Raw genomic sequence first — 15580 nt, forward strand, 5'->3', positions numbered from 1 at the left:
ATGAGCGAAGCAACCCAGCAGGGTTCGCCGCACTGGTTCGACGACGACGCGGGTCCGGTCGTACGCCCGTATGCCATGACGCGCGGCCGTACGAGCAGCGCGAGCCGGCACCGGCTCGACCTGATCGCGGTGGTCGTGCCGGAGCCCGCGGCGGACGATCCGGGACGAGACCAGACGCTCGCTCCCGAGCACGTCGAGATCGTCGAACTCTGCAGTGAGGCGCCGCAGTCGATCGCCGAGCTCGCCGCGGGCCTCGACCTCCCCGTCGGGGTGGTCAGGGTGCTCGTCGGCGACCTCGTCGAGGACGAGCTGGTGCACGTGACCCGTCCCGTACCGCCGGCGGAGCTGCCGGACGAGAGCATCCTTCGCGAGGTAATCAATGGTCTTCGGGCGCTCTAGCCGCAAGAAGCGGCCGGTTGAACCGGTCACCCTCAAGATCCTGGTGGCAGGCGGGTTCGGGGTGGGCAAGACCACCCTGGTGGGGGCGGTCAGTGAGATCAGGCCACTGCGCACCGAGGAGACGCTCACAGAGGCGGGCCGCCCTGTCGACGACATCGACGGTGTGGAGGGCAAGAACACCACCACTGTGGCGATGGACTTCGGGCGGATCACGCTCCGCGAAGACCTGGTGCTGTATCTCTTCGGCACGCCGGGACAGGACCGTTTCTGGTTCCTGTGGGACGAGCTGGCACAGGGGGCACTCGGCGCGGTCGTGCTCGCCGACACCCGGCGCCTGGAGGACTGCTTCGCGGGCATCGACTACTTCGAGCGCCGTGGCATACCCTTCGCGGTCGCCGTCAACTGCTTCGACGGGGCCGCCCGTTATCCGGTGGAGACGGTACGTACGGCACTTGATCTCGACGAGGAAGTGCCGCTCCTTCTGTGCGACGCGCGTGACCGCGAGACGGTCAAGGGCGTACTCATCGCGGTGGTCGAGCACGCGCTGACCCGCTCGGCCGACCGGCGCCAGACGGCATCTACGTAACCGCATCGCTGTATCGGCAGCGCCGTAACCGCCCCTAGCGGCCCGTACCCCCACCGACAGGGGTACGGGACGCCGTCCTCGGGGGACCGGCCCTTTGTCAGCCCTGCCCGTCCTCTTCCTGCCAGCCGAAGCTCCGCTCCACGGCCTTGCGCCAGTTGCCGTACTCCCGGTCGCGCTCCTGCGCCTCCATCCGCGGCGTCCACTCGACGTCGCGCTGCCAGTGCGCCTTCAGCTGGTCCAGGTCCGACCAGACGCCCGTGGCGAGCCCGGCGGCGTACGCAGCGCCCAGGCAGGTCGTCTCGGAGACCTTCGGCCGGATGACCGGAACGCCCAGGACGTCGGCCTGGTGCTGCATCAGCAGGTTGTTGCCGGTCATTCCGCCGTCCACCTTGAGCGTGGTGATGGCCACGCCCGAGTCCTGGTACATCGCGTCGACGACTTCCCTGGTCTGCCAGCTGGTGGCTTCCAGGACCGCACGTGCCAGGTGCGCCTTGGTGACGTACCTGGTCAGCCCGGTGATCACGCCGCGGGCGTCGGAGCGCCAGTAGGGGGCGTACAGCCCGGAGAAGGCCGGCACGATGTACGCCCCGCCGTTGTCGTCGACGCTCGCCGCGAGGGTCTCGATCTCGTCCGCGCTGCGGATGATCCCCAGCTGGTCCCTGAACCACTGGACCAGTGCCCCGGTGATCGCGATCGCCCCCTCCAGGCAGTAGACCGGCGCATCGCTGCCGATCTTGTAGCCCATGGTGGTGAGCAGTCCGTTCTTCGAAGGGACCGGCCTGTTACCGGTGTTGAGGAGCAGGAAACTGCCCGTCCCGTACGTATTCTTCGCGGTCCCTGTGTCGTAACAGGCCTGCCCGAACACGGCCGCCTGCTGATCGCCGAGAGCGGAGGCGACCGGCACGCCCGAGAGCTGCCCGACAGCCGTCCCGTACACCTCGGCGGACGACCTGATCTCGGGCAGAACGGCCTCGGGAACATTCATCGCGGACAGGATCGCGGGGTCCCACTGGAGCGTCTGCAGGTTCATCAGCATGGTGCGCCCGGCGTTGGTCACATCCGTGACGTGTACGCCGCCGTCCGTGCCGCCGGTGAGGTTCCAGATCAGCCACGAGTCGATGGTCCCGAAGGCGATCTCACCTCGCTCGGCGCGGCCGCGCAGCCCGGGCACATTGTCGAGCAGCCACGCCGCCTTGGGGCCGGAGAAGTAGCTCGCGAGCGGCAGACCGGTCGCGTCCCTGAAGCGGTCCTGCCCGTCCGTACCCCCCAGTTCGTGGCAGAGGGCCGCGGTGCGGGTGTCCTGCCAGACGATCGCGTTGTGGACCGGCTTGCCGGTCGCCCGGTCCCACAGCACCGTCGTCTCGCGCTGGTTGGTGATGCCGAGCGCGCTGAGCTGTCCGGCGCGCAGTCCCGCTTTGGCGAGGGCGCCCGCCACGACGGCCTGCACCTTGGACCAGATCTCGGTCGCGTCGTGCTCCACCCACCCCGGTTTGGGGAAGATCTGACGGTGCTCGCGCTGGTCGACGGCGACGATGGCACCGTCGTGGTCGAAGATGATGCAGCGGCTCGACGTGGTGCCCTGGTCGATTGCGGCGACGTACTTCTCGGCTTGCCCGGAGTGTTCCGTCATGACGTCCCCTCGTCCGAACTTGGCTGAAGCTGTCAGTACTCAGAAGACTGCACTCAGAAGAGACCGCACTCAGAAGGCTGCGTTGTAGATGAGGCCCGCGACGGCCCCGCCGAGCAGCGGGCCGGCGACCGGCACCCAGGCGTAACCCCAGTCGGACGTGCCCTTGTTCGGTATCGGCAGCGCCGCATGGATGATGCGCGGGCCCAGGTCGCGGGCCGGGTTGATGGCATAGCCCGTGGGCCCGCCGAGCGACAGGCCGATGCCGACGACCAGGAGGGCCACGATAAGCGCCTGGGTGCCGGACTCGCCGAGTCCCTTGGTCATTCCGAACGCCAGGACGGGCAGGACGAGCGCGATCGTCGCGATGGTCTCGGTGAGGAGATTGGCGACGGGACTGCGGATCTCCGGAATGGTGGAGAAGATCCCCAGCGTCGGCAGCGCCGTCGCCCCGCCTCTGTTGGCCGCGAACTGCGCGTAATAGACCAGCCAGGCGAGTACGGCCCCGAGCATCGCGCCGACCATCTGCCCGAGGACGTAGACCGGGACCTTGCCCCACTCGCCGGTGTCGACGGCGATGCCCAGGGTCACCGCCGGGTTGAGATGCCCTCCGGACAGCGGGGCGGCGGTGTACGCCCCGGCCAGTACGGCGAATCCCCAGCCGAAGGAGATGACGATCCAGCCGGACGCCTTCGCCTTCGAGTAGTTGAGAGTGACTGCGGCGCACACACCTGCGCCGAACAGGATCAGGATGGCGGTGCCGATGACCTCACCGACAAAGATGTCCCCGTTGCTCATGGCGGCTCCTAGGCCCTCGCCCGGGGACGGATCCCCGGTTCTGAAGTGCAGGGGGGGGTGCCGGCGGAATCGCCCGTGGGGGAAGCCCCTGGCCCGCGACAGGGAGGGCCCCGGAAGCAGGCCTGTTTCCCGCGCTCCTGGGAGCCGTCGTACGGCGACGCCGACTGACAACGGGAAGTGTTCACCGGTGCTGATGGAGCGTCAAGGTCGCGGACAGCAACCGCTGTCCGAGTGCACCGGACTCGAAACCGGCTCGGAACCAGCTTCGAACCGGCTCCGGGCCGCCTCTGAACCGATCGCTGTACCGCCCCTCAGCGGACGGCGATCACCGAGGAGCCGTGGCCGAACAGACCCTGGTTCGCGGTGAGTCCGACGCGCGCTCCCGGCACCTGCCGCTCACCCGCCGTACCGCGCAGCTGCCAGGTCAGCTCGCAGACCTGCGCGATCGCCTGGGCGGGCACCGCCTCCCCGAAGGACGCCAGGCCTCCGCTTGCATTGACCGGAATCCGGCCACCGAGAGCCGTCGCGCCCTCCTGTACGAGCTTCGCGCCCTCCCCTGTCCCGCACAGCCCGATGTCCTCGTACCACTCCAGCTCCAGGGCGGTGGAGAGGTCGTACACCTCGGCGAGCGAAAGGTCCCCGGGGCCGATGCCCGCCTCTTCGTACGCCGCCCCGGCGATCGAGGCGCGGAAGGAGTCGGGGGAGGGGGCCACCGCGACGGACGAGTCGGTGGCGATGTCGGGCAGGTCGAGCACGGCCTTCGGGAAGGTCGGGGTGACGGTGGAGACCGCGCGGATACGGACCGGATTCGCGGCCCCGTGCCGACGGGCGAACTCCATGCTGCACAGGACGAGCGCGGCGGCCCCGTCGGAGGTCGCGCAGATGTCGAGCAGCCGCAGCGGATCGGCGACGACGGCGGAAGCCGCTACGTCCTCGGCGGTGACGGCCTTGCGGTAGCGGGCGTTGGGGTTGAGCGCGCCCGCCGCCGCGTTCTTGACCTTGACCTGGGCGAAGTCCTCGACTGTGTCGCCGTACAGCGCCATGCGGCGGCGCGCGTACAGCCCGAAGTACGCCGGGTTCGTCGCCCCCAGCACCCGGAAGCGCAGCCAGTCGGGATCGTCGGGGCGGTCACCGCCGGCCGGCGCGAAGAAGCCCTTGGGCGCCGCGTCGGCTCCCACCACCAGCGCCACGTCAGCCATGCCGGACAGGATCTGGGCGCGGGCGGTGTTGACGGCCTGCGCGCCGGACGCGCAGGCGGCGTACACGCTCGTCACGCGAGCCCCCTGCCACCCCAGCGCCTGCGCGAACGTCGCCCCCGCCACGTACCCCGGATAGCCGCCGCGGACCGTGTCAGCACCGACCACCGACTGCACCTCCTGCCAGCCGATCCCGGCATCGGCGAGCGCGGCACGGGCCGCCACCGTCCCGTACTCGACGAAGCTGCGCCCCCACTTGCCCCACGGATGCATCCCGGCGCCGAGCACCGCCACGTCGCCGGTCACGACCGCACCTCCGCGGGAGCCGTGGGGACGGGCTGCCAGTGCCAGGTCGTCCAGGTGGTCTCCGCGTCCTCATGGAGGACACCGGGCACGACCTCGACCTCCATGCCGACCGTCAGATCGGCGGTCGTCAGGCCGGGCGCCGCCTGCCCGAGCACCACGATGCCCTCGGCCGCGAGCTCGACGGCGACGAGCGTGTACGGCGCCCACGCGACGGCCGGGTCGGACACGTACGGCGAGGGCGGGCGGTATCGGCTGTCGGTGTACGACCAGACGCGGCCCCGCTTGGACAGGGGCACCTCCGCCGGCTCACCGCCGTGGCAGGCCGGGTTGCGGCAGAAGGCGTCCTGGCGTGGGAAGAAGACCGACGCGCAGGCCGAGCACCGGGTGCCCAGCAGCCGGAAGTCCTCCTCGTCCGTGTCCACGGTGAACCAACCGGCCACCACGGGTGTGCGCGTACGCGACAAAGCCCCTCCCCGACACGGAAACTGACGGTACGTCAGAAGTGTGCCACGGTCAGCGGTTCTCCGCGAGCCACTTGGCTGCGATCTCGGCCAGCTCCCGGTCGCGGCCCGCCAGCATCATCCGGATCATCTGCACGTCACCGCGCAGGGACCAGGCAGGGTGTCCGAAGGTGGCCGGGTTGTTCTTCTCGATGAAGAAGTGCGCGGGCCAGGCGGTGCCGTAACCGATGAGCGGCAGCGCCGCGGCGTACCGCTTCCGGCCCCGCGCCAGGCCGTACGCGCTCACCGCGAGCCCGGTGAGGGTGCCGGTCAGATGGACCCACCGGGTCGCGGCCCGGGAGTGCATCGCCACGTAGTAGGGCCAGAATTCCTCGTACGTATCAAAAGTCTGTGGCTCCATACGGGCACCGTAATGACTCGGCAGTCAACCGTATACGCGCGATCCGCGTCCGAAAGAAGTGTGCGGGCGGCCGGGACCCACGGGGGTGGCCCTGGCCGCTCGTTCCGTCGGTCTCTCCCTGCTCTCCCTGTCAGTGCCCTGCGACCGAGCGGCGAGCGACAGGGAAGTCGAAGTAGGTGTCCGGGAACGGCTCGGGCTTGTACGTGAAGTGCCACCACTCCTCGGCGAGATTCACGAAGCCCAGCTCGCCGAGCAGCCCCTTGAGCAGCTGCCTGTTGGCCCGCTGTACGCCCTGGATGCGCGGGTCGTCCGTGTGGGACAGGGTGTCGAAGCAGTCATATCCGGTCCCCATGTCGACGGAGTTGTCGGGGAACCGGTCGGCTTTGGGCGCGTAACAGGGCGCGAGCTGCTCACCCGGGACGTACGGCCTGGTGTCCTTCGCCGGCAGTTTCACGATCGTCAGGTCCACCGTGCTGCCCCGGCTGTGCCCGGACTTCTCCGCGATATAACCGTCGGCGAACAGCCGCGACTTGTCGACATGAGGATAGAACTCTGCCTTCATCGCCTCGTCGTCGAGATCCTTCGCCCACCGTACGAAGTGGTCGACGGCGCGCTGCGGCCGGTAGCAGTCGTACACCTTGAGCGAATAACCCCGGCTCAGCAGCTTCGTCTGCGCCCGGTGCAGCGCCTTCGCCGCTGGCCGCGTGAGGATGCAGACCGGCTGACGGTAGCCGTCCACCGGCACGCCCACGAAGTTGTGCGGGGTGGTGTAGCGCATCTCCTCGATGATCGTCGGGTCCACGGACCGCAGGGAGACGAACCCCTTGGGGGCCTTCGGCTCGGGCTTCGCCTGCGCCGTGGGGGAGGCGGCGGTGACGGCGAGCAGGGTGGCGGCCGCGGTGGCCAGGGTGCGCAGTGCGGAGGCAAGTCCTGTCATGGCCCCTCCCTCTATCAGGTCAACACCCGGCTGGGGAAGGGGAATCGGATACAGTCCGCGCGTGTCCGGACCTATGAACGAGCCCCTCAGGGACGCCCACTGCTCCAGCTGCGGAGCCCCGCACAGCCCGTCCGCCGGCTGGCCCCGCACCTGCCCCTCGTGCGGCGCCACGGCCTATCGCAACCCCCTGCCTGTCGCCGTCGCTCTGCTGCCCGTACGCGACGCACAGGGCACCGGACTGGTCGTCATCACACGCACCATCGCGCCACAGCGCGGCGGGATCGCGCTGCCCGGCGGCTTCATCGACCATGGCGAGGACTGGCGGCACGCGGTCGTACGCGAACTGGCGGAAGAGACGGGCATCGAAGCCGACGAGGGACAGGTGCGCCTCGCCGACGCCCTGAGCTCCCCGGCCGGCCACATCCTCCTCTTCGGCCTGCTCCCCGAACGCGCGGCGGCGGATCTACCACCCTCCGCCCCCACCGACGAAACAACCGGCTGGCACCTACTGCGCGAGCCCACAGAACTGGCCTTCCCCCTCCACACCCAAGCGGTACGAGCCTGGTTCGCCGGCCGCTACAGCGGAGCGGACTTTTCCCGCCCGTCCGGCGATTGAGGCCACGCGGAGGAGCCGCACTGTGCCACAGCGGTAAGGGTGGGGTCGCGACAAGCTGCACAGGCCCGTCTACTGACCGCCCCGCACGCGCACCGGCAGCCCTACCTTCCCGCCGCCCTCCCGCTCCACAACCACCCGCCCTCCATTCACCCGCGTAGTGAACCGCTCGATCTCCGCGGTCTCCCACCCGTCACCCGCGTCCCTGACCACCAGCCCGCCTCCGGTACGCCCCACAGCCGGCGCCCACACCTCAAGTTCGAGCCCGCCGCCCTCACCCCGCACCGGAATCACCGCACCGGCCCGCGCCAACACAGGGATACGGGACAGCGGTGCGTCCAGCAGTACCTGCCCCGGGCCTTCGTACGCCTCGCCGGTCGCCGTGTCGTACCACCGTCCGCGCGGCAACCGCACCGCCCTGCGGTCCGAACCGCGCTCCAGTACGGGCGCCACCAACAGACAGTCCCCGAGCAAAAACGCGTCCTCACAGTCCCGCAGCGCCCGGTCCTCCGGCGCCCCCCACCACACCGGACGCACATACGGCGCACCAGTGAGGCGGGCCAGATGGGACAGCGTCACGAAATACGGCCGCAGTCGCTCCCTTTCGGCCAGTGCGGCCCTCGCGTGTTCAAGCACCTGCGGGCCGAACTCCCAGGGCTCCCTACGGCCCGCCGTGAGAGCCGCATGCGTACGGAACAGCGGGAGATGGGCGCCCAGCTGGAACCAGCGCAGATACAGCTCCGGTGAAGGCGTGCCGTTGAACCCGCCGACATCGGGCCCCGAATACGGCACCCCGCACAGCCCGAGACCGAGAACCAGGGACAGCGAGGCACGCAGCCCGGGCCAGCCGGTCGACACATCGCCGGACCAGGTGCCGCCGTACCGCTGCATCCCCGCCCACCCGGAACGCGAAAAGAGAAACGGCCGCTCATCCGGTCGCTGCTGGCGCAGACCCTCGTAACCGGCCCGGGCCATCCCCAGCCCGTAGACATTGTGGGCCTCGCGATGATCGCCACCGTGGCCCTCCAGATGGTGCCGCGCGGACCGGGGCAGCGTCGGATCCCCGAAGGCAGCGAAGGAAACCGGCTCGTTCATGTCGTGCCACACCCCGGAGAACCCCTGCGCGAGACGCTCCTCGTACAACGCGCCCCACCACGCACGCGCACGCGGATCGGTGAAATCCGGATAGACGCACTCCCCGGGCCAGACCACCCCACGCACCTCATTGCCCCGTGCGTCCCTTACGAAGGCCCCCGCAGCCGACCCGCTGTCGTACAGCGCATTGCCCCGCTCGGCCCTGATGGCAGGATCGACGATCGAAACCAGCCGCACCCCCGCCTCCCGGAAATCCTTGGCGAGCTGCGGCAAACCGGGAAACCGCTCCCGGTCGACGGTGAAGACCTGATGCCGGTCGTAGTGATCGATGTCCAGGTGCAATACGGACAGAGGCAGATCCCGCTCCTGATAGCCGGCGACGATCCGCCTGACCTCCTGCTCGCTGCCGAACCCCCACCGCGCGTGCTGCGGGCCCAGCGCCCACGACGGAGGAAGCGCGGGGGCCCCGGTGAGCGCCGTCCAGCCCTGCAGCACGCGCGCGGGCGTTCCCGCGACGACCCAGCAGCGCAACGGCCCGCCGTCCATGCGCAACTCACTGGTGCCCGGCCGGTCGTGCCCCGACCCCGCACCCTCCTCACCCTCCCGCAGGATCACCCGGCCCTCCCACGTGTTGTCGTAGAAGGCGAGATGAGTGCCCGCGTCCGAGACAACGAGCTGCACCGGCATCGTGATGTAGAGCGGATCGTCACCCGGCGCGAAGCTCCCACCGGGATCGGTGTTCCACAGCTCGTACGTGCCGTCGCGCAGCCGGGGCCCCGAAGCCCGCCCGCCGAGACCGAAGAAACGCGCGTCCGCCGGCACCTCGCTGCGCTGCAGCCAGCGCGCGGGCCCCCCGGCAACCGGCTCCCACCAGCGCGGCGGCAGATCCCGGCGGAGCACCACGCCGCCCGGCGTACGGACCTCGACGGCCCCGTTCCGCGACACGGCGACCATGACCCGTTCCGACACGACCCGCCAGCCGCCGTCCTTGTCGGGCTCCAGTTCGGCCCTCGGATCCGGCTCGGGACAGGCACCGGCGAGCGCGTACGAAGGCTCGGGATCCGCCCCGTCCCAGCCCCAGAACACCGCGCCGCCCGCCGCCACCATCACCCGCAGTTCCGAACGGGCGAAACGCACTGTGCCGCCACCGGGCCGGGGCTCCGCACCGGTGACAGGACCGGGCACACGAGCACGCTCCGCCCCTCTCGGCGGCAGCCCCCACGCATCCGTACGACGCCGCCGCCAGGCCGCGCGCACGGCGCGCAGCCCCTGTACCGAGCTGACCAGTTTCACCGAGCGCACCAGGTCACGACCGTCCATGCCGGTCACCCTGCCACCCGGCCGGGTGCGTGCGTGGGGCGTTCAACTTCCGTTCACCCGTGGTGGGACCACATGATCAGGTGTCCGGCTGTGGGCGGCCCGCCCTGGTGCGGAAGAGGATCACATGGCATCGTCCCTGTCAGCCGCCGCGTGCGCACACCCTTCCGCACGTGCGCGCGACACACGCACACGACGCGTACAGCCCGGGAGAGCCGCCACCATGACCTCAGCAGCGAACACAGCGCCCCTCTGGCAGCCGGACGCCGGCCGCATCGCCGCAGCCAGGATCACCCACTTCCAGGCATGGGCCGCCGAGCGGTACGGAGCACCGGCCGACGGCGGCTATGCGGCGCTGCACCGCTGGTCGGTCGACGAGCTCGACACCTTCTGGAAGGCCGTCGCGGACTGGTTCGACGTACGCTTCTCCACCCCGTACGAAACGGTCCTTTCCGACCGCTCCATGCCGGGCGCCCAGTGGTTCCCCGGAGCCACCCTCAACTACGCCGAGCACGCCCTCCGTACAGCGGAGGACCCGGCCCGCGCCGACGACCCCGCCCTCCTCCACGTCGACGAGACCCACCGCCCCACGCCGGTCAGCTGGTCCGAACTGCGCCGCCAGGTGGGCTCGCTCGCCGCCGAACTACGAGCCATCGGCGTGCGCCCGGGAGACCGCGTCAGCGGCTACCTGCCCAACATCCCCCAGGCCACCGTCGCCCTGCTCGCCACGGCCGCCGTCGGCGGAGTCTGGACCTCCTGCGCCCCCGACTTCGGTGCCCGCAGCGTCCTCGACCGCTTCCAGCAGGTCGAGCCCGTCGTCCTGTTCACCGTCGACGGCTACCGGTACGGCGGCAAGGAACACGACCGTACGGACACCGTCGCCGAACTCCGCAGCGAACTGCCCACCCTGCGCGCGGTGGTCCACATCCCTCTCCTGGGCACACAAGCCCCCGAAGGCGCCCTCGACTGGACCGCCCTGACCTCCGCCGACACGGAGCCGGTCTTCGAACAGGTCCCCTTCAGCCACCCCCTGTGGGTCCTGTACTCCTCCGGCACCACCGGCCTCCCCAAGGCCATCGTGCAGTCCCAGGGCGGCATCCTCCTGGAGCACTTCAAGCAGCTCGGCCTGCACTGCGACCTCGGGCCGGAGGACCGCTTCTTCTGGTACACCTCCACCGGCTGGATGATGTGGAACTTCCTCGTCTCCGGCCTGCTCACAGGCACCACGGTCGTCCTGTACGACGGCAGCCCCGGCTACCCGGACACCGGCGCCCAGTGGCGCGTGGCCGAACTGACCGAGGCGACCCTCTTCGGCACCTCGGCGGCGTACGTCATGGCCTGCGCCAAGGCGGACGTCCACCCCGCCCGCGACTACGACCTCTCCCGCATCAAATGCGTGGCAACGACGGGCTCCCCGCTCCCGCCCGACGGCTTCCGCTGGCTCCACGACGAGGTCGCGCCCGACCTCTGGACCGCCTCCGTCAGCGGCGGCACAGACGTCTGCAGCTGCTTCGTCGGCGCGGTCCCCACGCTCCCCGTACACATCGGCGAGCTCCAGGCCGCCTGCCTCGGAACCGACCTTCAGGCCTGGGACCCCCAGGGCAAGCCGCTCACCAACGAGGTCGGCGAGCTCGTCGTCACCAACCCCATGCCATCCATGCCGATCCACTTCTGGAACGACCCCGACGGCAGCCGCTACCACGACAGCTACTTCGACACGTATCCCGGCGTCTGGCGCCACGGCGACTGGATCACCATCACCGACCGCGGCTCGGTGATCATCCACGGCCGCTCCGACTCGACCCTCAACCGCCAGGGAGTCCGCATGGGTTCGGCGGACATCTACGAGGTCGTCGAGCGCCTCCCGGAGATCCGGGAGTCTCTCGTCATCGGCCTGGAAGAGCCCGAAGGCGGCTACTGGATGCCGCTCTTCGTCCACCTCGCCGAAGGCGCCACTCTCGACGACGGCCTGCGCACCCGGATCAAGCAGGCCATCCGGGAACAGCTCTCCCCGCGCCACGTCCCGGACGAAGTCATCGAGGTCCCCGCCATCCCGCACACCCTCACCGGCAAGCGCATCGAGGTTCCGGTCAAGCGTCTCCTCCAAGGCGCGGCCCTCGAAAAGGCCGTCAACCCGGGCTCGGTCGACAATCTCGACCTCCTGCGCTTCTACGAAAACCTCGGCCGCACCCGGCGCTGAATCCCGCCGCCCCCCGCGGCCGGTCACCGCTGTCAGTGCCGTCGGTTACTGTGAGTGAGCAATGATCGACTGCGCTCAGGGGGAATCATGGCGCACACCAATGGCACGAAGCACGGCAACAACAAGATCATGAGGCGTACGCTCCGTCGCGAAGTCCCCAGCACCGTCGGCCTCTTGGCCGACGAAGAGGACTTCGCATCCATGACGGAGTACCGCACATTCACCTTCGACAACCACACGGCCTACCTCCAGCAGGTGGAGGGACTGCTCCGAGCCCTCGCGGCCCAGGGCGTGCACACGACCGTGGCCCTTTTCGATCCCGAGGAGTTCCTGGAGTTCTGTGAAGCCATTGGACTCGACCCCGACACGGCCGAGAGCCGTACGCGCTTCACCGCGGAAGTCGCGGTCCGCGGCACATCCGTCCCGTACACCGGCCAGCCCATCGACCACCTCGTGCCCCAGCTCATCAGCGAGGCGGTCCGCCAGGCCACCTGGGACTACGCGACCCTGCTCCTGGCCCGCCTCGGAGACTGCGCCGAGTGCGGCCAGGGCATCGGCCGTGAAGCCTTCGACCGGGCCTCGCGCCTCGTCGCACGCATCCTCGAAGAGGCCGGCCCCGGCAGCCACCACCTCGTCTGCAGCGTCCCGGCCGAGGAAGAACAACTGATCGCCGTTCTCCATGCGGAGCGGGCCCCCGGTGAACCGGCCCATGTGACCGACACCGAAGGCGCCGAGTTCGTGACCGTCCTGGCGGCCGGTATCGCGGTCGAAAGCCCTGGGGGAGTGGTGCTCAGGACCACCAGGGCCGGCGCCCCCGACCAGCTCCACGGCTGGCGGCTGCACCGCGGCCACCTCATCGCACTCACCGCGGGAGAAGTCTTCAACGCCTACTGCACAGACGCTGCCACAGGCGACCCTCTCGCCCCGGAGCCGGACGTCGAGTACTGCGCCGGCTTCGACATCGAAGAGCCCGACATCCACCGCTGAACGCCCGAGGGGCTCCCGGCCAATCGGCCGGAAGCCCCTCGGATCAGAACAGAAACAGCACCTGTCCGGTCACTCCCCGGACAGCACTGCCTGCGCGGCCGCACGGGCCTCGTCGGCGGTGTCGGTGGCACGCGCCGCAGCGGCGGCACGCTCGCACTGGGCGAGGGTGTACTTCGCCAGCGTCGCGCGGACATAAGGGATGGCCTTCGCGCCCATGGACAGCGAGGTCACCCCCAGACCGGTCAGCACACAGGCGAGCAGCGGATCGGCCGCAGCCTCACCACACACGCCACAGCTCTTGCCCTCGGCCCGAGCGGCCTCGGCCGAAGCGGCCACCAGGTCGAGAAGCGCAGGCTGCCAAGGATCCTGAAGCCGGGACACCGCACCGACCTGACGGTCAGCGGCAAAGGTGTACTGAGCCAGGTCATTGGTCCCCAGCGAAAGGAACTCGACCTCTTGCAGGATCGAACGCGCCCGGAGCGCGGCGGACGGAATCTCCACCATCGCGCCGAACTTCGCCTGCAGTCCGGCCTCGCGGCACGCGTCCGCGAACGCCTTGGCGTCGGTACGGTCCGCGACCATCGGCGCCATGACCTCGAGGTACACCGGCAGTCCGGCAACGGCCTTCGCCAGCGCCGTCAGCTGCGTCCGCAGTACGTCCGGGTGGTCGAGCAGCGACCTCAGCCCACGCACACCCAGCGCCGGGTTCGGCTCCTCGGCCGGCGTCAGGAACTCCAGCGGCTTGTCGGCGCCCGCATCCAGCACCCGCACGACCACACGGCCCTCGGGGAACGCCTCGAGCACCTTGCGGTAGGCCTCGACCTGCTTCTCCTCCGACGGCGCCCGCTTGCTGTCGTCGAGGAAGAGGAACTCCGTACGGAACAGCCCCACGCCCTCGGCGCCCGCCTCGACCGCGGCCGGCACATCGGCGGGACCGCCGATGTTGGCGAGCAGCGGCACCTTGTGACCGTCGGACGTCGCACCGGGACCGGTCGAAGCCGAAAGCGCGGCCCTGCGCGCCGCAGCAGCGGCCTCGAGCTCTGCACGCTTGTCCGCGGTCGGCTCGACGAAGACCTCGCCCGTGCTGCCGTCCACCGCGACGACTGTGCCCTCGGCCAGCTCACCGGCGCCCGGCAGAGCCACCACAGCGGGCACACCCAGAGCACGCGCCAGAATCGCGCTGTGGCTGGTCGGCCCACCCTCTTCGGTCACAAAGCCCAGCACCAGCGCCGGGTCGAGAAGCGCCGTGTCGGCGGGAGCAAGGTCCCGCGCGATCAGTACGTACGGCTCGTCACTGTCCGGCACGCCCGGCATCGGAACGCCCAGCAGACGGGCGACGATACGATTCCGCACATCGTCGAGGTCAGCGACCCGGCCGGCCAAGTACTCGCCGGCATTGGCCAGCAGCGCCCGGTAGGCGGCAAAAGCGTCATACACCCCACGCTCGGCGGTGCTGCCGACGGCGATGCGCCGGTCCACATCGGCCATGAGCTCGGGATCCTGCGCCATCATGGCCTGCGCCTCAAGCACATGCTGTGCCTCGCCGCCGGCCAGATTGCCGCGCGCAATCAGGTCGGCCGCCACAGCTTCCACGGCCTGGCGAGCACGCCCCTGTTCGCGCTCCGCCTCATCCGTAGGAATCTGCTTGGCCGGCGGCTCGAGAACCGCCGTACCCATGTGCCGGACTTCGCCGATCGCCACACCGTGGCTCACGCCGACGCCTCGCAGCGTTGTCTCCATTTCACCCGTCTCCGATTGATGCGGCGGACCCTGCCACCGCGATGGATGTCGTACCCGCGACCGTCACTACGGCGCCGGCGTCACCGCCAGCTGAAGAGAGAGTCGCCGGCCTTCACGTCACCGTCATCGACCAGACCGGAGAGGGAGTCGGCCGTAGCTTCGAGTGCCACGATCGGGCACACCGGCGACTTGCCGGCTTCTTCGACGGCTGCAGGGTTCCACCGCACGACCGCCTGGCCGCGCGTCACGGTGTCCCCCTTATTCACGAGCAGCTCGAAGCCTTCACCATTGAGCTGAACGGTGTCGATACCCAGATGGGTGAGCACCCCATGACCGTCAGCGTCAACGACAACGAAGGCGTGCGGGTGCAGGGAGACGATCACACCGTCTACGGGAGCCACGGCTTCCGACGGCTCACGCACGGGGTCGATAGCGGTGCCGGGACCGACCATCGCCCCCGAGAACACGGGGTCGGGGACTGCGGCGAGTCCGATGGCGCGTCCAGCAAGTGGCGACGTCACGCTGGTCATTGGGGAGCCTCCCAGGGGTGGAGATTCGTGTGCCGCCGTCACTGCCTGTCCTGGACGGCGTACTGATCAGAAGACTAAGTCATAGGAAGTCCCGGTTCCGCCTGATGTGTTCCACGCGGGCGGGCCCCATGCACCTAGTGGACTAGACCATACGCCCTGAATCAATTTGCCCGGGCCCCGGCAGGCATGTACTGTCGTAGGTCCTGCCTGGCCGTGTCGCGTGAACTTCGCGTGAACGCACGTCGGCGGGCATCCCTCTTACTCTGCTGGATCTTGTAATCCCGGCCTGTTCTGCATGCGTGCAGGGCAAGTGGTCAGGGAAGCGAGAAATCGCTGATAGAGTCGGAAAGCGCCGAAAGGCAAGGTCACTCCAACGGCCACTGGAAAC

14 protein-coding genes are annotated in these 15580 nt (G+C 69.6%); 5 read left to right on the forward strand and 9 right to left on the reverse strand.

The window, feature by feature from the left end:
• Both J7I98_RS03135 and J7I98_RS03140 read left to right on the forward strand, forming a co-directional pair.
• Window positions 1-399, forward strand: coding sequence for a DUF742 domain-containing protein (locus tag J7I98_RS03135; protein ID WP_214916470.1), 399 nt, complete (start codon window positions 1-3; stop codon window positions 397-399).
• The gene (locus J7I98_RS03140; protein ID WP_214916473.1) at window positions 380-985 is read left to right on the forward strand and encodes an ATP/GTP-binding protein; all 606 of its coding nucleotides are present in this window, start codon (window positions 380-382) and stop codon (window positions 983-985) included. The genes J7I98_RS03135 and J7I98_RS03140 overlap by 20 nt, the downstream gene beginning before the upstream one ends.
• A 97-nt stretch (window positions 986-1082) precedes the next feature.
• Here J7I98_RS03140 and glpK read toward each other — a convergent pair whose 3' ends face one another.
• The 6 genes from glpK to J7I98_RS03170 form a co-directional block, all read right to left on the reverse strand.
• Window positions 1083-2615, reverse strand: coding sequence for a glycerol kinase GlpK (gene glpK / locus J7I98_RS03145; protein WP_214916476.1), 1533 nt, complete (start codon window positions 2613-2615; stop codon window positions 1083-1085).
• 69 nt (window positions 2616-2684) lie between these two features.
• Entirely contained in the window at window positions 2685-3410 is a 726-nt protein-coding gene (locus tag J7I98_RS03150) for an MIP/aquaporin family protein (RefSeq protein ID WP_214916478.1), read from the reverse strand.
• Window positions 3411-3721: 311 nt separating this feature from the next.
• Window positions 3722-4912, reverse strand: coding sequence for a lipid-transfer protein (locus tag J7I98_RS03155; RefSeq protein ID WP_214916480.1), 1191 nt, complete (start codon window positions 4910-4912; stop codon window positions 3722-3724).
• Window positions 4909-5355 (reverse strand): Zn-ribbon domain-containing OB-fold protein, encoded by a 447-nt coding sequence (locus J7I98_RS03160; RefSeq protein WP_214916555.1) that lies wholly within the window; start codon window positions 5353-5355, stop codon window positions 4909-4911. Before J7I98_RS03160 ends, J7I98_RS03155 begins: the two co-directional genes overlap by 4 nt.
• 70 nt (window positions 5356-5425) lie before the next feature.
• Window positions 5426-5773, reverse strand: coding sequence for a DUF962 domain-containing protein (locus J7I98_RS03165; RefSeq protein ID WP_214916492.1), 348 nt, complete (start codon window positions 5771-5773; stop codon window positions 5426-5428).
• A 130-nt stretch (window positions 5774-5903) separates the two neighbouring features.
• Window positions 5904-6710, reverse strand: coding sequence for a M15 family metallopeptidase (locus J7I98_RS03170; RefSeq protein ID WP_214916505.1), 807 nt, complete (start codon window positions 6708-6710; stop codon window positions 5904-5906).
• A 73-nt stretch (window positions 6711-6783) separates the two neighbouring features.
• Between J7I98_RS03170 and J7I98_RS03175 the strand changes: the two genes are divergently transcribed.
• Window positions 6784-7326, forward strand: coding sequence for an NUDIX domain-containing protein (locus J7I98_RS03175; RefSeq protein WP_214916557.1), 543 nt, complete (start codon window positions 6784-6786; stop codon window positions 7324-7326).
• A gap of 69 nt (window positions 7327-7395) precedes the next feature.
• Here the strand turns inward: J7I98_RS03175 and J7I98_RS03180 are convergent, their stop codons facing one another.
• Window positions 7396-9738 carry a glycoside hydrolase family 31 protein gene (locus J7I98_RS03180; RefSeq protein ID WP_214916508.1) on the reverse strand — a complete coding sequence of 781 codons (2343 nt, stop codon included), beginning with the start codon at window positions 9736-9738 and terminating at the stop codon, window positions 7396-7398.
• A gap of 220 nt (window positions 9739-9958) precedes the next feature.
• Here J7I98_RS03180 and J7I98_RS03185 point away from each other — a divergent pair, with 220 nt between their 5' ends.
• Both J7I98_RS03185 and J7I98_RS03190 read left to right on the forward strand, forming a co-directional pair.
• The gene (locus tag J7I98_RS03185) at window positions 9959-11935 is read left to right on the forward strand and encodes an acetoacetate--CoA ligase (protein WP_214916511.1); all 1977 of its coding nucleotides are present in this window, start codon (window positions 9959-9961) and stop codon (window positions 11933-11935) included.
• Between the two features lie 87 nt (window positions 11936-12022).
• Window positions 12023-12922 (forward strand): hypothetical protein, encoded by a 900-nt coding sequence (locus J7I98_RS03190; RefSeq protein WP_214916514.1) that lies wholly within the window; start codon window positions 12023-12025, stop codon window positions 12920-12922.
• 69 nt (window positions 12923-12991) lie between these two features.
• On the opposite strand, the gene ptsP is transcribed toward J7I98_RS03190, so the two are convergent.
• A complete protein-coding gene (gene ptsP, locus J7I98_RS03195) occupies window positions 12992-14662 on the reverse strand; it encodes a phosphoenolpyruvate--protein phosphotransferase (protein ID WP_214916528.1) in 1671 nt (556 codons plus the stop codon).
• Window positions 14663-14742: 80 nt separating this feature from the next.
• Entirely contained in the window at window positions 14743-15192 is a 450-nt protein-coding gene (locus J7I98_RS03200; RefSeq protein ID WP_214916531.1) for a PTS glucose transporter subunit IIA, read from the reverse strand.
• Window positions 15193-15580 lie beyond the last annotated feature (388 nt).

The sequence above is a fragment of the Streptomyces sp. ISL-98 genome, from assembly GCF_018614055.1.
GTDB lineage: Bacteria > Actinomycetota > Actinomycetes > Streptomycetales > Streptomycetaceae > Streptomyces > Streptomyces spiramyceticus.